The organism is Rhodocaloribacter sp., assembly GCF_056451265.1.
In genome coordinates this window covers 19,669-38,441 of the sequence record NZ_JBWOPL010000125.1, presented here as the reverse complement: position 1 = coordinate 38,441, position 18,773 = coordinate 19,669, and the positions used below count along the sequence as shown (strand labels likewise).

Below are 18,773 nucleotides of genomic sequence, written 5' to 3'. Positions count from 1 at the left end.
CATTCACAGAGGATCTGCGAAGTGGGTCAGCACCGTGAACGACTCGTGGCCGTCGCCCCCGGTGACGATGTACGAGCCGCACCGAAGCCACGCGTGCGCGTCGAAGGCGCCGTCCTCATCGGTGCGCACACCGAAATAGAGGGTGCTCGGGATGCGCCGCCGCACCAGCATCAGCCGACCGGCCACCGACTGCGTCAGGCACTTGCACTCCCACGGCACGGCGGCGGCCGAAGCCCGCAAGAGTTGCCCGAGCCGGCGCACCCGCCGGAGATCCTCCGGCAACAGTTCGTCTCCGGTCTCGGCGTGCTGTTTTCCGAAGAATCGAGCCAGCGTGCGAAACGGGACGACGCCCACCGCCGCCCGCGCGATCCCCAGCATCATCACGGCCTCCGCCACGATCACGAGATCTCGCCCTGACAGGCGACGCAGTTTCCGGCGCCACGACTTCATGCTTCGCCCCGTCATGCCCGTGCGATGCGCGCCGTTCACACGACCTCGATCAGTTGATCCGCGCGCATCTGATTGAGAAAATTCAGCACGTCGCTTTCACACTGCCCCCGCGCCACGTCAAACTCGAGCATCAGCAGATCACAGAGATCCGAAACGCGTCGGGGTTCATCGAGGAGGGTCCAGATCCGGCTTCCGATCTCGTCGATGCGGAAATACGAACCGTTTTCAATGCTCATCAACACCACTTCGCCATCGAGTTCACACGAGACGAGATCCTCACCGTGCGCGACGACGGTATCCAACCCGATCCTTCCCTGTTGTTCTTGAACACGCATACGTTTGAATAGATTGCCTTATCATTAGAAATTCCCTGAGATGCGCCGGCGCGAGGCCGGAGCATTCAATACACCGCTTCGCCCGTGGAGGTCAGATACCCGAACCGCCGCATGACGTCGCCGTGGTCACGGATGATACGCATCGCCTGTGCCTCGGTCAACCGCTCGCGCCACCCCCCGATCCGGCCTTCGCGAAAAAATGTTCGGGTACCGGCCTCGCGCTCACAGAAACCACGCTCCCGCTCCTGCCGCTTCATCTCGCCAAAATCACTGAAACGGACGGCGCGGGCGATGCGCTCCGGGTCGTCGCCCGCGCCCACGAAGGCGGCGACGGCGGCGAACGTCTCCATCGGGCGCCGGTGCATGTCCTCGTACCGGATTCCGAGCACCGGCAGGCCCGAAGCCCTCCAGCCGAGCACGTGTTCACTCCAGCTCTTCAGACGCTGCCGAAGCTGTGGAAAGCACTTCCCCGGATTACCGGCCACACACGCCTCGGGATCGGCCATGAAGGCCGCCGCCCTGTCGAAGTTTTCGTGCCTTCTATGATACGCCCACGAAACGCATACGTCGAGCGGATTGCGGATCACGTAAATCACGCCACGGGTCACATCGGCGGGGATGAGCGGCCGACCGTCCGGAAGATGGACGTAGGCATCGTGGACCTTGAAGTAGATCGTATCCTCGGCATGCCGGGCATAATGGGCATACACCTCGGGCCGGAGGCGGTCCACTTCGTCAAAGGTCAGGTTGGCGGCTTCGTAGCCGACGGCGCGGTCGAAGAGCGAACGGGCGCCGGCGACGGGGGCGAAGTCGAGGCGGTTGATGTCGACCGGATGCGACGAGTCGCTGAGCAGATTGGCCAGAAAAGCGCGGAGCCACGTGTTGCCCGATTTCGGGTACGAGGCCAGCCATTGGATGCGCTTCATGAAGCAAAATCGTCTTCCAGCCGGGCCACGAGTTCGTCCAGCAGGTACGGCTTTGCCGGCCGAGACACGCGCACGACGGGGCACACGGCGGCGAGCGCGCCCGCCTGCCGGAAGTGATCCACCTTCCGGGCCAATGCTTCGAGGAACTGCACGCGATAGGTGAACGCCTGGATCGCGAGAAACTTGTCCGACCCTTGCAGGGACGTCAGGTGGATCTCCGGCTCGTTCGAGCGGTCCAGCATATAGAGACGCCGGAGCGGTCTCGGCGTGGTGCGGAACGCTTCGCGCACCGGGAGCGCGCGTTTTTCGAGCTTCGGTCGGATGCGCGGGAGCGCCGACGGGTCGAGTTCCAGTTTCTCCAGCGCATCCCCCCAGAGCTTCAACTGGGGATACCCCGGCACCACGACGGGCGCGCCCCCGGCGTCGAAATCGACCACGCAGACGTCGTCGGTGAGCACCGTATAGCCGCGCTGATGGAAAGCCGTCGCCAGCGTGGATTTGCCGATGCCCGAGGGGCCCATGAACGCGACGGCCCCCTCACCCACGGCGATGGCGCTCGCATGCAACGCCAGTAATCCTCGTTGCTGCAAGAGCGCGCCGAAGGCCGAGCCTTGCAAGAAGAGGCGCACGTCGTCATCGGTTGCCCCCGGCGCCCGATCGATGACAATCTCACGTCCGTCCCGCACGAGGTAGCGGGCCACGTCGTCGACGATGAGGAGCAACCGCCCGGGAGCCGCCTGAAACCGAACGCCCTTCCAGACCGCTTCCGGAAGTTCCTCCGGCGCCGCGCCATAGCGAATGGTCACGTCGCACTGGTCTCCATTGCTTTCCAGAAAAGCCGGTAGGGGGAGACAGGAAGCGATCTGCAAGCCGAAGGCCTGATGCAGGAAGGTCGTCTGAACGGGGTTAGCCTGATCAATCATCATCCCGCTAGATCCAATGGTCGTGCACGCATGAGGAACGCTGAAGATAGGGTGCGTCCGCGTGAAGGTCTCGTGTGAAATATCCTGAATTCGCGCTTGATGTACAACGAAACCCCTGCGCGGGTCCCATCGTAGCCTGAACTCATGCACGTTCTCCGCGGGTTCGCCTGATCGCGCGCCCTCAAACCCCTACGCCGATGCACGTCTCCGCCCTTCTCACAGTCGCCGCGTTCATGCTCATCGCCTGGGATGCCTCGCGCCGCGAGCGTAAGCCGCTGGTTGCGCTGGCGGGCATCGGTCTCTTCGCGGGTGCGGTGCTCGTGCACCTGTTCTCGGGGGCGAGCCTGCTCCACTCGGCCACGACGCTGGCCGCCGAAGTGGGCGTCGGATTTCTGCTGGCGGCGGGTCTGTCGGCGCTCCGGCGCGCGACGGCCAAGCCGTTCTTCGCCCTGGGCTTGCTCACACTCGGCCTTGCCGGTCTGCTCTTCGGCGCCGAACGCCTGCTCGGCGTCGATGCCGCAACGGAGGCGGAGTCTTTCCTGATCGAGCTCGGCCCGGACGACGACATCGAAGAGATCGCGCCCGTGCTCCGGCCATTCGGAGTCCGCTACGAGCGCGCCTTCCCGAAGCTCACCCGCGCCCTGGACGAGGACCTGGCGCAGACGTACCTCGTCTTTGGCGACCCCTCGACGTTCGCCCCGCTCATGGACGCCCTCCGTCGCGACCGGGAGAACGTGGACCACGTCGAGCTGAACCGTGTGATCCGGCTGGAGCCCGTGCCGGAGGCGGAAGGCCCGGCGACCCGGGACGAGCGCGTGCTCGAAAACGACCCGCTCGTGGCCCGGCAATGGGGCCTCGACGCGATCCACGCCCATGAGGCGCACGCCCTGCTCCGCGACCTCGAGCCCGTGCGCAAGGCCGTCGTCGCCATCGTTGATACGGGCGTCGATGCCGGGCACGAGGACGTGGGCGGCGTCTTCCGAAGCAGCCCCGGCGCATCCGACGAGCACGGGCACGGCACCCACTGCGCGGGCATCGCCGGAGCCGTCACGAACAACGGCGTGGGCGTAGCCTCCCTCAACTGGGAGGGACGCTTCATCGAGGTGACCGGCTACCGGGCGCTCAACGCCGGAGGGATGGGCACGCTCGAGCAGATCGCGCAGGCCGTCATCGATGCCGCCCGCGACGGGGCCGACGTCATCTCGATGTCCCTCGGCGATCGTTCCCCCGTTCCGCCGAAGGTGATCGTCGAAGCCATCACGTTCGCACAGGCGCAGGGCGCCGTCGTCGTCACGTCGGCCGGCAACTCGGACGAAGATGCCCGCTATCACATGCCCTCGAACGTCGAAGGCGTCATCACGGTCGCCGCCGTAGACGAGCAGTTGGAGAAGGCGCGGTTCTCGAACACGAATACGAGCCTGGCCCGCCCCCTCGCCGCGCCGGGCGTCCACATCCTCTCGCTCCAGCCGAACGACCGGTACGTCTCGCTCAGCGGCACGTCCATGTCCACGCCGATGGTCGCCGGGCTCATCGGGGTCCTGCGCGCGCTCGACCCCGACCTCTCCGCTGAGGCGATCTACGCCCTCCTTCACGAGACCGGAAGCACGCTCCCCGCCTCGGACCGCGTCGGTCGCATGATCAACGCCGAGGCCGCCCTCCGCGCGGTCCTTTCGGGCAGCTGAGACGCGCCGGCGCGTCCCGCCTCACCGGAGGGTTCGTATATTGTTTTCGAACCCTCCGGTGAAAAGAGCCCGACCGTGCCCATCCGCGACGCCCGCCCCGAAGACGCAGCCGCCATCGCCGCCATTTACAACGAGTCCATCGCCGCCGGCGACAGCACGATGGACCAGGCGCCGCACACTGCCCGCGATGTGCTCGGCTGGATGGAGCGCTTCAACGACCGCGAGGCGCTCCTCGTCATGAGCGAAGCGGGAGAGGTCGTCGGCTGGGGCATCCTCAAGCGCTACAGTTCCCGACCCGGCTATCGTTTCTGCTGCGAGACTTCGGTCTATGTGAGAAGGGACCACCGTGGTCGCGGGTGCGGCACACGCCTCCAGGCCGCGCTCATGACCCGATGCCGATCCTACGGCTATCACCACGTGGTGGCTAAAATCTGGGCCGAAAACGAAGCCAGCCTCTCCCTCCACCGGAAATTCGGTTTCGAACGCGTCGGTATTCAGCGAGAGATCGGTTTTCATGAGGGCCGGTGGATCGACGTCGCGATCTTGCAATGTCTCCTCGACGACCTCTCCTCGGACGATGCGCCCTTGTAGCGTCGGCTCCGCTTCCCCCTTCGACGCCGGGGCCCCTCTCCGCCCGGAGCGCGAACTTGGCCCTCTCCTCTTTCCACCCGCGCGGCCCTTCCGGGTGATTTAAGATTTTTTTTCGTTTGCCGATACACCTTTCGACAGCTCTCACTGTTTGGTTTCCACGCCTCCGGGATCGGCCCCCGGAGAAACGCAAAAAGCACAGAGACGAACCGTTATGTCGCAAACTCTTCTGGCCCTGGTGGCCCTGCTCATCACGATGCAGATTTCGCTGGTCAACCAGCGCTCGATCCTGAACGCGCGCGTGACGATGGTTGACAACGAGATTGAGACCATCGCCACCGGAGCAGCTCTCGACATCCTCGACTACATCGGCTCGAAGCCCTTCGACGAGGCAACGGCTACGGGGTTCGTCTCCAACGTCGATGACCTGACGCCGCTGCCGTTCACGACGGGCGGCGTTTACGATCAGGCCGAAGACATCGATGACTTCAACGGGATTCAGCCCTACATCTACGTCTCCGATTACGAAGACATGGGCTTCACCGTGGAGATCGAAGTGCATTACGTGGATGAAGACGACATTACTCAGGTTTCGAACACACCGACATTCTCCAAAGAAGTCGTCCTGACGGTCACCCACCCCAGCCTTGAGCAGCCCATCACGCTGAACCGAGTGTACTCATACCCGTGATTTTTCACCGACCAAAGCTCGTTTGCTTTCACCCCTGAAGAAGGTTTATGCAAGTACTTCTCGATCATATTACGGCAACCATGATCGGCGGAACGGTAATCCTGATTCTCGCCGTTTCGCAGTTTCGCACGAGTGAAGCCGTGGTGGATCAGACCAGCTATTATGCCTCCAAACGTCAGATCCTGGAGATGTCCGAGATGATCGAGTTCGATTTCAAGAATATCGGACTCGGCGTTCCGGCAGGGACTTCGGTCTTCAACGAGGTCACCGAAACCACCATCGAGTTCCTGATGCTCCTCGACCCCGACGATACGGCGCTCTCGGTGGTGCGGTACACGGAAGTCCCGACCGACACCCTGGAGCTCGATGGTGAGGAGATACCGCTCTTCGAGGTCCGGCGAATCGTCAACGGAACGATCTCGGGGCGCAGTCCTGCCCGTATGAGCGAATTCGTCGTCGAGTTGCGCAATGTGGAAGGCGACCCCGTGAGCTCGCCGGAAGAAGCCAAAACAATCCACGTTCGCTATTCGGTGATCCCTCCCTTCAGCGCCGACAAAGGGTTTCTCAAGGCATCGAACTGGTCAAGGACCTTTACCCCGGCCAACCTTTGATTCACCGACGAAATAAAACGCACCATACAAGCTCTTTGTAACACCAAAGCGCTGATATCCCTGCGCACCAGACGGTAAAAAACCATGGGAAAACTTGCACTCATTCTATCTGCAGCAGCGACGCTGATGCTTACGTCGATGATGATCGGTGTGCAGCGATCGTCTTTCGAAACGACGCAGATCAGCGCGAACTATGAAGAAGAGGTTCTCGCCCGTGAAATCGCGAACTCGGCCATGAACGCGGTGACCAGCAAGGTGCGGCGGGAATACGACACCGAGCGTCCCCAGAACGACGTCTCGGGGTATATGGGCGGTTCCTTCGATGCCTATGCCAGCGGTTCCTCCGCCGGCCCCGTGGTGGTTTCCGCCACGGGCACGTACGGGGACGCTTCGTACACCGCCCAGGCCAAGCTCACGCGCCTGAGCTCTCTCCCCTCGGCCGTCGTAGTGGACTCCGACACCGCCGAAGTCAACTTCAACGGGACGGACTTCCTCATCAGCGGGAAAGACACCCGACCGACCAGCGAGACCGAGAACATCCCCGAAGGGAGTGGATGGGGCACACCCGTCGGCGGCATCTGGACGCGAACGAACGACGTCATGGAGTCCTTCACCCAACCACTCGCTGATGGTCTCGAAGAACGGGTGCGCGGCCTGACCAACCAGGACAATGTCATCAACGCTACGATCCCGGTCGACCTCGACCAACTCTATGAGGAAGCCGTGGCCAATGCCGACGAAACGTATGACGGCGATCAGGTTTTCTCGACGAATGAAAGCTTCGGCTCGGCCGACTATCCGACGATCGTGGTGGTCAACGGCAGCGCGACGCTCACCGGAAATATGTCGGGCTACGGTATGCTCGTCGTGAATGGCGATTTCGATATGCAGGCCAATGCGCGCTGGAACGGCATCGTGCTCGTCTCCGGCGAAGGCGACCTGTATGTCACGCACGAAGGTTCCTCGGTCCTCTTCGGCAGCGTGCTCGTCCGCCATGAACGCGGCGAGGGCGCAGCGGAGAGCGGCTCCGACGACGACGGCTCCGACGACGACGGAATCTCTAACGATGACGACGACGACGACGGCTCCGACGACGACGGAATCTCTAACGATGACGACGACGACGACGGCTCCGACGACGACGGAATCTCTAACGATGATGACGACGACGGCTCCGACGACGACGGAATCTCTAACGATGACGACTCCGACAATGACGGCGAGGTTACGTTCGACATCGACAATGACGAAGTCGTGCCTCAGGAATGCTTCAATGCATCCGTCACCGTACTGGGCGCAGCCATCAGCGCCAGCGGGGTCTACGACCTCATGGTCACCACCGAGTTTGAAATTGGCGGCGACGTTTACGCGCCCTGGGGATCGCTCAACCTCCCGGTAGACGCCAATGTCAACGACGGCGAAAACCCGCGCACCTACATGGTCGAGAACGACTATCCCGCGGGTACGTCCATCAACATCACGGGGCGCGCATGGCTCAAGAAAAAATCCAGCTATAGCGGCAACAGCAACAGCCACTGGAAGACGTACATGACCGTGGACTCCGACGGCGGATCGTCCAACGTCATCGTGCTGCGCAACGGCGATCCCGTGCCGGATATCTCGGGCTTCATGGGCCAGGAAGACATCATGTACTTCGTTGCGCCCTATGTCGACAACGACATGATGGTGCTGGACCCGAATCAGGTCATCTACCTGTTCGAACTCGGGACGACCAACCTCAGCAGCTCGGCAGCGGACTTCCAGGATCTCGTTACCCTGGTGACGCTCTCAGAAGGAGATGGATGCACCACCTCCATGAACACCGGCCGGACGCCCGGGACGGAACTGCCGCCTGACGTTCCTCCCACGCTGGAGGACCTCATCGCGCAGAATCCTCCGCCGACCCCGGCTGAAAGCGTCGCATATCCGGAACTCGCAAACCTCAGGGCCGCCGGCCTGGCCGGTCCGGCCGGGCTCGGAGACGACTATACCATCTGCCACGTGGAAACGAACACCACGATGGAAGTCGGTTTCTTCGACGCGCTCGGACACATCTTCCACGGTGACTACTGGGGCTCCTGTGAAGCCGACACCGAGGACGACTACGAGAACGATTCCGGCGACGACGACGACAGCTATGAATCCGAGTCCGACGACGACGAAGGCGACGTCTGCGGCGAAGACGAGGACGGCGAAGACGAGGACGACTGCGCCTCCGAAGACGACGACGAAGACGACGAAGGCGACGACGACGAAGGGCAGAACAAAGTGACCATCTGTCACATCCCGCCCGGCAACGTCGACAACGCGCATACGATCATTATCGGCGAACCGGCCGTCGATGCGCACCTCGCGCACGGCGACTACGTCGGCTCCTGTGCCGAATCGAACGCGAGCGACGACGACGACGACGACAGCGGCGACTTCGACGACGACGGCGGCGACTTCGACGACGACGACAGCGGCGATAGCGATGATGACGGCGCTAGCGAAGACGGCGATGACGACGACGAAGGAGCCGAGGTCCCCCGCGGAGCCCTGCACTTTACCATGCAGAACCAGGCCCAGATCTATTACAGCACCGAGACCATCGGCAAACTCGCCTCTCGTCTCTCCGCGCTGAAATCCTCGTCATGGATCGTCGCTCACGACCAGTGGGGAGGCAAAAACGATCAGTAAAACTGATCCGGCTCCACCGGTCAGATACCCTCTAACCAGGAGAAGGAAGGCGTGCTCCGGCGCGCCTTCCTTCTTTTTTTGGTGGGCCGGGCGCTTGTGGAAATGTCCGAGAAAAAGAGGAGGGTTCGTTTAAGATTGTCCGGATCACGACGATCAAAACCATACCCCCTTTTCCCAAAAACGAACCTCGGATAGAGAGCGGCGCAACCGAACCAAAAAAACCCCGGCCTCCTGCCTTCCATCCATGCCGAAGGCAGATCCCGTTCAGGTTGCCGCCGCATTTGTCGCTCACGCTCGCCCGGTACGAATCATGCCGCAGACGCTGCTCGCCTTCGTAGCCATCATGCTGGTGACCACCTATACGCTGAACGTCCAGCAACAGTACGTCTTCAACCAGCAACGAGACGTCACCCGCGAAATCGAAGAGATGGCCGGCTCGGTGGCCCTCGAAGTCATGGAGGTCATCCGCGCCCGTCCGTACGATCAGGCCGTCCTCGATGGCGCCGTCACCGGCACGCTCGCGGACCTCGACCTTTTCTCTTTCGTCAACGCCACGGATCACTTCACCCCCGGTCATGGGTGCAGCGTCTTCGGCGCGGGCGTAGACCTGTGCGACGACATCGACGACTTCCACAAGATGCAGACCGCCCTCATCCCCTTCGCGATGGGCGTCGACACGGTCTATTTCAACGTCGATGTGGAAGTCTATTACGTGGATGAAAACCTCGAACGCTTCGACGGCCGCACCTTCAGCAAGGCCGTGACCGTCACGGTCGAAGACACCTGGCCCGGCAGCGACCTCGAACCCTACCTCGCACAGCCGGTGCAGTTGTCCCGCATCTTCTCCTACGAATTCTGAGCCGGGCGCCTCGCGGGGTCCGCTCCCAGACCGTATGCATGCATGACCCTCTTGTTCGACAACATGAGCGCTGCGCTCGTCGGCGCCACGGTGATGCTGATGCTGCTCAGCCTGCAACTGAAGCTCTCCGGCATGAACCTGGAGCAGACCTCTACTTACATGGTCAAGAACCAGGCATCCGACCTGGCCACGTGGATGGAGGAGGACCTCCTCAAACTGGGGGAGAACATCGACAAGACGAAGGAGGTCCCCTTCACCAACCCCATCGACTCCGCCGGAGTGACCATCGACTATACGTTCTCCCGCGACTCGCTCGACACCGGCGTGACGCCCCCGGACACCATCCGCATCGACACCCGCTATCAACTCCACAAGACCGGCGCCCGCGTCATCGATCACGAGACCATCGACGTGTTTCGTCTCTCGCGCTCGGTGCGCTACGACGGGGGCGTATGGCAGGATGCGGGGGGCAGTTCGTCGCTGATCGGCTTCTTCAAGATTGAGATGCTCGACCGTGACGCCGCCCCGGTCTCCGATCCCGTGGCGACGGCGACCGCCGACCCCGCGGCGATCCTCAACACACGCATCCGCTTCTCGATGGTGACACCGTTCGAGACCGAGACGACGGCGGTGCGCAAAGTCTATTACGGCTCCACACTCCTCATTCCAAACTGACCAGGCATGCCCGGAGGGGAAGGCATACCCGAGAGGGTTTTATTTCCAGATCATCTGCAGCAGGGAGGTTCTTATGGGTAAGCTTGCAATCTTACTGGCGACGGCGTCCATCATCGGTGGCAGCACGTTGCTCTTCCAGTACAAACAATCCTCCGTTCAGACCGACTGGCGACAGGCGGAACGGCAGGGCCAGATGGTGGCCCGTGAGATCGCCCGCTCGGGGCACAACGCCGTCCTCTCTCGGACGCGCCGGCTCCAGCGCGAGTATCCGGACGATACGCTCGAAGAAACCATCGACCGCGTCAACGGAACGCAGGGCTACATCACCGGCTCGTATCAGGGCGGCTCCTATGAGGCGCGCGTCTATCTCACCAGCGCCTCTACCTTCGCCGTCGAGTCGATCGGCTACTATGCGATCAACGAGCACGAGATACGCTCCGAGTCGGACGAAGCGGGTTTCCTCGACGACGGCATCCTCGAGGTGACCGAACCGAGCACGCTCCGCGTCTCCTTCCTCGAATCGATGGCCGGGTACTGCTCGGCGATCTACCTTCAGCGCATCTTGCCCGACACGGCCCCGGAGGATCAGCCCGAGCCGGAGCTCATCTTCACACCCGGTCACAACCGAGACGGCGCCACCACCGAACCGCAGGACATCGTCCTCGACCCCGGCACTACGATGAATTTCATCATGGCCGTCGACGCCGACTTCTCGTGCGAAGAGGAGGGGCATGTGATCCCGATCACGGACGACACCTACGAATATACCCGCGAAGCCCTGGTCTCCGACGTGGGGAATCTCGAAGAGATGACCGAGGGGAAATACGCGATGATTCAGGAGAACCCCGATCGCCCCGGCGTCTGGCGCATCGCCTTCGAGGATCTCTTCTTCAGCGACGAAAAGCTCTCCGACACCAAACAGAACGGCTACGGCTCTACCTCATGGGACTCCGAAAACCAGACGTATGGCGGCAACGGGTGGACCGAGACGGACAGCAACGGCTACTGGCTCCTCGAAGATTATGGTGGAAAACCTGACTTCAGCGACCAGGTCATCGAGGTGGAACTGCTCCCGGTTGGCGAAGAAGCGCTCTGACCTTCAAGACGTTCGACTCGTTTGACGTCGGTGCGGCGGGCGGGCCCAGGCTCGTCAGCCGCACCGATGTTTGAGGCCTCGCCGATCACGCATCGAGCGGTCCCTCACAGAAGATGTAGTCGGCGCCGTACGTGACGCGCCGCAACCCGCCGTTCGCATCCACGAGCCAGTGGGTAGCCCGGCGCAGCCTGCCGGTGCGCGGATCCCATTCGATGCCCTGAAACCGCTCGACGGCTTCGGCCACGGCTTCCCGGCTGGGCCCCTTCAGCCACACGACCTCGATGCTCCGGCGACCCGGCTCCTCCGCAAGGTCGGCCAGCACGGGCGCGACGAGCCGCACGGCGAAAAGGACGTCCGGAAACGTTTTTTCCAGGGTTTGAAAAACCAGTTCGACGGTTTCTTTCGGGGAGAGGTGCATGTAACGGCCGGTCCTGAAAATGATCGTTCGCGCGCACGCGCCCCCCGCTTCGGAGGCCGCGCCCTTGCCTATACGTAAACGCTCGATTCCCGGAAATTCGCACGCGTGCGACCGGTTCGTTCACCGTTTCGCGCGACCCTTTCGGAACCGTTCCCCCAGCGCGCCGCCGAGCACGTAGAGCGCCGCTCCCGCGACGATCCACCCGAGCGAGAAACGGAACATGCCCAATACGGCGATGAGGACGCCCCCACCGGCCACGATCCCACACGCACGTATCGCCAGCCTGTGCAGGATGCCGCCCCCCTTTCGGTCGGAACGACCGCGCCGCACGTCTGCGCTCATAACGCCCGTGGATGGTCGTCGTCGAAGGCCTGTCGGATGGCGACGAGATCCTCGAGCGACCGATGCAACGCGTTCAGATGCGCCGTCTGCACATGACTGACCGTGTCGGTGAGCGCATCACTCCCTTCGAGCAGATCGAAGGCGGCCCGGAACACTTCCCGCATCATGAAAAAAATATCTTCTCGTTGCACCCTCATGGCAACCTCTTCTCATTGACGGTTCTTTCGTCGTTCGTCCTCACAGGTATCGGCTGCGCATCATAAGACAAAAAGCACTTTCGAACAATAGGTGAAATCCATCCTCCGGCCCCCACGAAACGCATCGGCGGCGGCCGAGTAGAACCCCTCCCGAAATACGCGCCATCCATTCACCGGACTGATCAAAGGTTTTCATGAAAGCAATCTGGAAGGGGACCGTCCTGGCCGAGAGTGACGACACCGTGGTCGTCGAAGGCAACCATTATTTCCCGGCGGACGCAATCAATCCCGCCTATTTTGAGGCCAGTGAGACGCGAACCATGTGCCCCTGGAAAGGAGTGGCCGCCTATTATTCCATCGTCGTGAACGGCGCGCGGAACAAAGACGCCGCGTGGTTTTATCCCGACCCCAAACCCGCCGCTGCTCAGATCAAGGACCGCGTCGCGTTCTGGCGCGGCGTGAAGGTGCAGCCCTGACCCCCGCCCGACGCATGCCCGCCCCGATGCCCACCGAGACCGACCGCGCCGCGCTGTACGAAGAGACGCTCGCCCGCATCGATGCCCTCCTCGACGGCGAAGACGACTGGATCGCCGCGATGGCGACGGTGGCGTGCGAACTCCATCATAGCCTCCCGCATTTCGACTGGACGGGGTTTTACCGCGCCGTCGCGCCGGATCTGCTCGTCATTGGACCGTATCAGGGGGGGCATGGCTGCCTCCGCATCCCCTTCAGTCAGGGCGTATGCGGAGCCGCCGCCCGCGAGCGCCGCACCCGGCTCGTCCCGGACGTCGAGGCGTTCCCCGGGCACATTGCCTGCTCTTCTTCCACACGCTCGGAGATCGTCGTGCCCGTCCTCACGCCCGACGGACGCCTCCTCGCCGTCCTCGACGTGGACTCGGACGCCCCGGCCGCTTTCGACGAGACGGACCGGCTTTTCCTCGAACGACTCTGCCGAAACCTCGGCGCACAATTCGCAGCGACGAAAACGCTCTGAAAGACCGCCGAACCCGTAACACCTGCCCGGCGCCAGACACTACAAGGAGATACGCGCTCCCTGCATCGCTACCCTTAATCCAGTCAGCCCATGCCCTCAAGAGTCACCACCCTTTATGTCCCCTTTTCCCGCTCCTCCCTTCTCTCCCTCTTCTTCCTGGCTCTCCCCGTGATCCTCTTCGGGTGCGACGCCGGCGGGCAAACCGTGGGAGTCGTCGAACAGGAGAACCCCTCCTCGAACGTCTCACCCTTCGTCCAAAAAGCACAGGCAGGCCCGACCCACTTCGGCTTCGTCGTCGGCTTCAGCAACACGAAAGGCACCGCAGAAGCCACGGAGCGGATCGGCTATGCCGGCGTCTTCGCCCCCATGAACGTGCTTCAAAAGGACGAGAAGATCTTCGTGAGCCCGCGCCCCGACGACCGCAACTATCTCTTCAGCGGGCTTCGCAATCAGTACTCCTATTCCCAGCAAAACCACGAACGCCCGACCTTCATATACTGGATGATCGGTATTCAGGGACAGGAAACGCCTACGGCCTCCCTCGCTCAAAAGGAACAGGTGGCGGATCTGCTGGCCCTCCTGCAGCGCATCAGCCGGGGCGCGCCCATCCTGATCAATCCGATGTCCGACTATACCGAGGATTCCTGTGAGACGCCCGGTCCCTACGGTCCCGAAGTGGCCGTCGAACTCGTGGACTATCTCGAAGCGAATTTCCCGGACGATTTCGTGCGCATCGAGCGGTTCCCTACCCTCGCGCCCGAAGACACGCGCGACGGCTGTCACCCCACCGACGAGATCTACGAACGCGACGCCGAAATCCTCGTCGACGCCATCGAGAACGTGCTCGAGATTCCCGGAACGTGAAGCTTACGCCCCGTCCCGCCGCTCTTTTTCGTCGGATGCTTGTAGAGCCGCTTCGCGTTTCTTAGAATGACCGCCCGTCCGTTGCTTCCGGTCCGGTCCGAGAACGCTCATGAGGCTCGACGTCATCCCTGCCGTCACGATCTTCGAGTTCGCGCCCGCCGCGGATGAGATATGGGGCCTCGAGCCGTCGCCGGAGACGGGCTACGCGCGCCGCGATCCGGTGCACGGCACGATCACCTTCCTCGACGTCCCCCGGCACGACGCGAAGATGCGCCCCCGCGTGAAGGCGCTCTATGCCGGCGGCAAGGCCACCAACGTCGCGCGCGTCTTCGATCGGCTGCTCGGCGCCCCCCCCGTCGCGATGCCTGCCCGCCGCGACGACCTCCGCGCCACGCTCGTCACGTTCCTCGCCGAGAGCCGACCCCGTGACGACGCGCCCCCCGCCCTCACCCCCGGCGCCGTGTTCGTGCAGGCCCTTCAGCGCCGGGAGATGCGGCGCATCACGCTCACGTATGAAAGCTTCCCCCCGCGGGAGGGCCTCATCGCCGACCGCCGGTGCATCCACCTCTTCGACGAACGGAACCGGACCGACCTGCTCAATTTCAGTCCCCGGCTCCACTGGTCCGACGCCGAGCAGACGGTCGTGCTTGGATCCCTCCGCCGCAGCCCGCCCACCGGGCTCGTGGTGCTCGCCGGCTCGGCTCCGCTCGGCGTGGAGACGCTCTACCGCGAGATCATCACCACGCTCCGGACGACCTCTCCCGGCATCCGCATCGCCGTGGACATCGACGTGCCGTCGCTCGTACGGTGTCTCTCCGAAGGCGCGCCGCCGGACTTCGTCTCGATGAATCGGAAGGAGTACAATGCCGTGGAAGCCCGGTTCTGGGAGGCGTTCGAGGGTGTCCTGCACGTCCACGACCACTCGGGCGCGTACGTCTGGCGCGGCGACGGGGCGCGGCTGCATACGAGCGACGCCGGCCTCTTTCACGCGTCGGTGTCGCCGCTGACGACCCGCTTCGGTCCGGCCACGGGTCCCACCATAGGCGCGGGTGACGCCGCACATGCGGGCTTGCTCTTCGGGCTCCTCGCCGGGCTCGACCTCCACGCCGCCGTCCGTCTCGGGCAGGCCGTGGCCGGAGACGCCGTGCGAAACGCCGAGGGCACACGCGGGCTCGAACCCGAGCGCATCCGCACCTATCTCGACGCCCTCGGATCCTGAAGTGGTTCCTCCGGCCCGGCGTCCATGCAGCCGAGCTCGGCTTTCACCCGGCCGCACAGCGTCTCCGGCCCGGCGACGATGCGCTGCCCCGCCGTCTCGTACCGCCCTCCGGCCTCGGTCATGATGAGACGGGCGGCGGCCACGTCGTGCGGCTTCCAGCCGCTGCCGAGGTTCACGTACACGTCGAAGGCGCCCGAGGCGCACAGGCACAGCCCGATGGAACTGACGCCGACGATGCGCACGCGCTGGGTGTGGCGGATGAGCGCTTCCAGCCGTTCGAACGCCCACCGCTGCTCCTCCCCGCCGGCGTGGCGGCTCGGGATCTCGACGCACGGCATCGCCCGTTCGAGCGCCGTCTCCTCCGAGACGTGCAAAGGACGCCCGTTGAGGGTCGCGCCCGCCCCGCGCTCCGCCACGTAAAACTGCTCCACCTCCGGAACGTACACCACGCCGAGCACTGAGGTCCCGTCCCGAAGCAGCGCCAGCGACACCGAATACATCGGGTTGCCGCGCACGTAATGCTTCGTCCCGTCGATGGGATCGAGCACCCACACGTGCTCCGCATCGGTGCGCTCGCCGCCGCGCTCTTCCGAAAAGAAGCCGTGTTCGGGGAAGGCGCGCCCGAGTTGCGAGAGGATGTGCGCCTCCACCGTCAGGTCGGCCGTCGTGACGAAGTCGCCCTGCCCCTTGTCCGCGCGGATGTCGATGCGGCGGATCATGTCCTTCGCGATGATCCCGCCTTCGCGGACGAGCCGCACCGCTGCTTCCCTATAAGCGCGCATCATATCCCATCCGGTGAAACCGCCGCCGTTGGCGGAGCTGAGGTGCATCCGACGAGAGTCGCCCGGTGGAGCCGACGCCGCCTTCCGGAAGCGGGACGCCCCGGATCCCCGATCGCGCGGCGTTTATCCGCGCGGCGCTTTGAGCACCTCACGAAGGGCGTCCATGAGAGCCGTTCCCCGCTCCTTGAGCGCCTGTTTCGCCGCCACGAGCCCCTCCGCCGCCGGGACGGTGTGAAGCTGGATGTGGAAACGAAGCGAGTTGCCCGTGCCGGAGGGACGGATCGTCAGGTGGTTGAGCTTTTCGTCGTCGAAATAGAACCGGATGCCCTCGTCGGGGAACTGGAAGTGCCACGTCGCCGGATAGATGGAGTCGTACTTTCCGGTCCGGTAGATCGTGGCGGACTTGACGGGCACGCCCCCGATTTCGAGGTCGCCGGCGAGCGCGAGTTGGAAGAGCGCGAGCGCGCGGCGGAGGATGGCGAGCTTGATGCGGTCGCCCTCGATGCCGGGGTATTCGCCGTCGAGCGGGTCGGGTTCGTAGAACGTCATGAACAGCCCGATCTCGGGATCGAGGTAGACGTGCCGGTCGAGCAACTCGATGAGGTTCGTGCCCTGCTCTTTGGCCCACGCTGCGATCTCGGCGACGAGGAACGCCGCGAAGGTGCCGTCTTTGTCGCGCACGTGTCCGCCGACGCCGAGCGAGCGGTTGTCCGGCGGCGGACCGCCGAGGAGCGAGAAGCCGTTGCTCTGCTCCATCGCGCCGATGTTGAACGAGCGCCGTTCGTCGAGGTCGTACGCGGTGCACACGAACGGGTGGCAGAGGTCCACGTACTGGTCGTTCCGCCCTTCGTGAAGGCTCGCGATGAGCTTCTGTTTGCCCTCCCACACGTCGCGTGTGGCCGCCGAGAGCGCCGCAAAGCCGACCCACGTCTTGACCGCGCCGATGCCGTATTTCTGAACCAGCCGCACGAGGCTCTCGGACGTCGTATGCGAGAGCGTGATGAACTTCTCCTCCGGCTTCCTCACCGCGCCGTAATGCTCGATCTCCCGGAAGAGCCGGTACCAGATCAGGAGCGTCCACAGATCATCCGATGGCATGAGGTAATAATCCTTGCCTCCGTAGACGTCGCGCTGATCTTCCGGCGCCTTCACCACCACGCCGCACCGGTCGGCGTCCGGGTCGGTGCCGATGAGGATGTCGATCTCATCCCATGCCGCTTCGCCGTACTCGGCCTTGAAGGCATTGACGGCGATTTCCGCCGCGCGGGGGTCGCCGGGATCGGGCTGCTGTTCCTCTCCGGGATCGCTCTTGAACGAAGGGAACAGGCCGTTCAGGTCGTTCAGGCCGTTGTGATGGATGGCGCGGACGCGCGTCAGGCCGACGTCGTTGAGCAAACGCGGCACGGCCTTCCGCCCGGCCCCGTGAAAGGCGCAGTACGCGATCTCGAGCGGATCGTCCGAGGCCGCCTGCCGCTCGGCGAGGTCGGGCGTGAGCAGAAAGGTCTTGACGTGCGCCTGGTGCTTCGCGTGGATGTCGATCAGGTTGCCCTCACGCCCGCCATAGTCGAAGCCCTCGACCGGCGCCGCCCCTCCGAGGAAGTAGAGCCGGTCCTCCGGCGCCTCGGCGAAGCTCATGAGCTTGATGCCGTCGGTCGTGGCCGTGGCGATGTAGTCGTTGTACATCTCGTTGCGCTCCTTCGGGTCGAACTGGGAGCCGTTGGCCGAAGAGAGCTTGTATCCGTTGTACCGGTAGTCGTTGTGGCTGGCCGAGATGAGGATGCCCACGTCCGCCTTGAGGTGCGGGATGGCGAACGTGACCTCCGGATACGGACACGGCTCATCGAAGAAATACACCGTGTAGCCGTAGGCGAGGAAGAGTTCGGCGATCATGCGGGCGAAGTCCTGCCCCCGCACGCGGCTGTCGTAGCCGATGACGATGCGCTCGAAGGCCGGGTTCTGATCCTTCCCGAACTGCGCAACGCCGACGGACGTCTTCAGAAAGACGATCTCGTTGATCGTGTTCGGCCCCTTCAGGATGGGCACGTCTATGCCTTCGTCGAACATCTGCACGATGGAGTCGCGGTCGAAGGCCATCATGCCGCGAATGCCGCCCGTACCGAAGCGGAGGTTCTGCCGGTAGGCGTTGACGAGGTCTTCCCACCGTTCGCCCTCGATGGCGCGGAAAACACCTTCTTTCAGGCGTGAGGAGATCCGGTCGATGTTCGGATCTTCGAGCCAGAGTTTCAGGTTCGGCGTCGTGTTTGCCACGGCGGTCCGGTACAACTGTTCGTCGATGCGTCCGGCGTCGCGGGCTTCGTTCAAATAGGCCAGGACGCCGGCCTCGGCGCGACGAAGCATCTCCGCCGTTTTGTCGGTGACCATCGGCATGTTCTCCGTGATGTGATTCTGAAGGATGCGTGCGTGGAGCGTGCGTGGAGCCTG

21 protein-coding genes are annotated in these 18,773 nt (G+C 63.5%); 12 read left to right on the top strand and 9 right to left on the bottom strand.

Annotation, left to right across the window (positions count from 1 at the left end; translation table 11 throughout):
- Positions 1–3: 3 nt before the first annotated feature.
- The 4 genes from AC1HIY_RS18095 to AC1HIY_RS18080 all read right to left on the bottom strand — a co-directional run bounded on the left by AC1HIY_RS18095 (position 4) and on the right by AC1HIY_RS18080 (position 2,637).
- Positions 4–489, bottom strand: a complete 486-nt coding sequence (locus tag AC1HIY_RS18095; RefSeq protein ID WP_479578277.1) for a lasso peptide biosynthesis B2 protein — start codon at positions 487–489, stop codon at positions 4–6.
- On the bottom strand, positions 486–752 hold the full coding sequence (locus tag AC1HIY_RS18090; protein ID WP_479578275.1) for a lasso peptide biosynthesis PqqD family chaperone: 267 nt from the start codon (positions 750–752) through the stop codon (positions 486–488). The genes AC1HIY_RS18095 and AC1HIY_RS18090 overlap by 4 nt, the downstream gene beginning before the upstream one ends.
- Positions 753–850: 98 nt before the next feature.
- The gene (locus AC1HIY_RS18085) at positions 851–1,711 is read right to left on the bottom strand and encodes a sulfotransferase domain-containing protein (RefSeq protein ID WP_479578273.1); all 861 of its coding nucleotides are present in this window, start codon (positions 1,709–1,711) and stop codon (positions 851–853) included.
- Positions 1,708–2,637: a hypothetical protein gene (locus AC1HIY_RS18080; protein ID WP_479578271.1), complete on the bottom strand. Its 930-nt coding sequence runs from the start codon at positions 2,635–2,637 to the stop codon at positions 1,708–1,710. The genes AC1HIY_RS18085 and AC1HIY_RS18080 overlap by 4 nt, the downstream gene beginning before the upstream one ends.
- Before the next feature lie 194 nt (positions 2,638–2,831).
- Between AC1HIY_RS18080 and AC1HIY_RS18075 the strand changes: the two genes are divergently transcribed.
- The 8 genes from AC1HIY_RS18075 (at position 2,832) to AC1HIY_RS18040 (ending at position 11,515) form a co-directional block, all read left to right on the top strand.
- On the top strand, positions 2,832–4,316 hold the full coding sequence (locus AC1HIY_RS18075; protein WP_479578268.1) for a S8 family serine peptidase: 1,485 nt from the start codon (positions 2,832–2,834) through the stop codon (positions 4,314–4,316).
- A 75-nt stretch (positions 4,317–4,391) separates the two neighbouring features.
- The gene (locus AC1HIY_RS18070) at positions 4,392–4,907 is read left to right on the top strand and encodes an N-acetyltransferase family protein (RefSeq protein WP_479578267.1); all 516 of its coding nucleotides are present in this window, start codon (positions 4,392–4,394) and stop codon (positions 4,905–4,907) included.
- A 211-nt stretch (positions 4,908–5,118) separates the two neighbouring features.
- Positions 5,119–5,595 carry a hypothetical protein gene (locus AC1HIY_RS18065; protein WP_479578265.1) on the top strand — a complete coding sequence of 159 codons (477 nt, stop codon included), beginning with the start codon at positions 5,119–5,121 and terminating at the stop codon, positions 5,593–5,595.
- A 47-nt stretch (positions 5,596–5,642) separates the two neighbouring features.
- The gene (locus tag AC1HIY_RS18060) at positions 5,643–6,206 is read left to right on the top strand and encodes a hypothetical protein (RefSeq protein ID WP_479578263.1); all 564 of its coding nucleotides are present in this window, start codon (positions 5,643–5,645) and stop codon (positions 6,204–6,206) included.
- 84 nt (positions 6,207–6,290) lie between these two features.
- The gene (locus AC1HIY_RS18055; protein ID WP_479578260.1) at positions 6,291–8,885 is read left to right on the top strand and encodes a hypothetical protein; all 2,595 of its coding nucleotides are present in this window, start codon (positions 6,291–6,293) and stop codon (positions 8,883–8,885) included.
- 310 nt (positions 8,886–9,195) lie between these two features.
- Entirely contained in the window at positions 9,196–9,744 is a 549-nt protein-coding gene (locus AC1HIY_RS18050) for a hypothetical protein (RefSeq protein ID WP_479578258.1), read from the top strand.
- Between the two features lie 42 nt (positions 9,745–9,786).
- Positions 9,787–10,419, top strand: coding sequence for a hypothetical protein (locus AC1HIY_RS18045; RefSeq protein ID WP_479578256.1), 633 nt, complete (start codon positions 9,787–9,789; stop codon positions 10,417–10,419).
- Between the two features lie 73 nt (positions 10,420–10,492).
- Positions 10,493–11,515 (top strand): hypothetical protein, encoded by a 1,023-nt coding sequence (locus tag AC1HIY_RS18040; RefSeq protein ID WP_479578253.1) that lies wholly within the window; start codon positions 10,493–10,495, stop codon positions 11,513–11,515.
- 85 nt (positions 11,516–11,600) lie between these two features.
- Here AC1HIY_RS18040 and AC1HIY_RS18035 read toward each other — a convergent pair whose 3' ends face one another.
- The 3 genes from AC1HIY_RS18035 to AC1HIY_RS18025 form a co-directional block, all read right to left on the bottom strand.
- Entirely contained in the window at positions 11,601–11,933 is a 333-nt protein-coding gene (locus tag AC1HIY_RS18035; RefSeq protein ID WP_479578251.1) for an LPD29 domain-containing protein, read from the bottom strand.
- 120 nt (positions 11,934–12,053) lie between these two features.
- Positions 12,054–12,275, bottom strand: coding sequence for a hypothetical protein (locus tag AC1HIY_RS18030; RefSeq protein WP_479578250.1), 222 nt, complete (start codon positions 12,273–12,275; stop codon positions 12,054–12,056).
- Complete coding sequence (locus AC1HIY_RS18025) at positions 12,272–12,472, bottom strand: hypothetical protein (RefSeq protein WP_479578249.1); 201 nt, start codon at positions 12,470–12,472, stop codon at positions 12,272–12,274. The genes AC1HIY_RS18030 and AC1HIY_RS18025 overlap by 4 nt, the downstream gene beginning before the upstream one ends.
- A 194-nt stretch (positions 12,473–12,666) precedes the next feature.
- Here AC1HIY_RS18025 and AC1HIY_RS18020 point away from each other — a divergent pair, with 194 nt between their 5' ends.
- The 4 genes from AC1HIY_RS18020 (at position 12,667) to AC1HIY_RS18005 (ending at position 15,549) form a co-directional block, all read left to right on the top strand.
- Positions 12,667–12,948, top strand: a complete 282-nt coding sequence (locus AC1HIY_RS18020) for a DUF427 domain-containing protein (protein ID WP_479578247.1) — start codon at positions 12,667–12,669, stop codon at positions 12,946–12,948.
- Between the two features lie 14 nt (positions 12,949–12,962).
- Complete coding sequence (locus tag AC1HIY_RS18015) at positions 12,963–13,466, top strand: GAF domain-containing protein (protein WP_479578245.1); 504 nt, start codon at positions 12,963–12,965, stop codon at positions 13,464–13,466.
- Between the two features lie 90 nt (positions 13,467–13,556).
- Positions 13,557–14,330 carry a hypothetical protein gene (locus tag AC1HIY_RS18010; RefSeq protein WP_479578243.1) on the top strand — a complete coding sequence of 258 codons (774 nt, stop codon included), beginning with the start codon at positions 13,557–13,559 and terminating at the stop codon, positions 14,328–14,330.
- A 109-nt stretch (positions 14,331–14,439) separates the two neighbouring features.
- On the top strand, positions 14,440–15,549 hold the full coding sequence (locus tag AC1HIY_RS18005) for a PfkB family carbohydrate kinase (protein ID WP_479578241.1): 1,110 nt from the start codon (positions 14,440–14,442) through the stop codon (positions 15,547–15,549).
- Here the strand turns inward: AC1HIY_RS18005 and AC1HIY_RS18000 are convergent.
- A complete protein-coding gene (locus AC1HIY_RS18000; RefSeq protein WP_479578239.1) occupies positions 15,525–16,331 on the bottom strand; it encodes an inositol monophosphatase family protein in 807 nt (268 codons plus the stop codon). The two genes, AC1HIY_RS18005 and AC1HIY_RS18000, sit on opposite strands and share 25 nt — an antisense overlap.
- A gap of 123 nt (positions 16,332–16,454) precedes the next feature.
- A complete protein-coding gene (locus AC1HIY_RS17995; RefSeq protein ID WP_479578237.1) occupies positions 16,455–18,713 on the bottom strand; it encodes a phosphohexomutase domain-containing protein in 2,259 nt (752 codons plus the stop codon).
- Between the last annotated feature and the right edge of the window lie 60 nt (positions 18,714–18,773).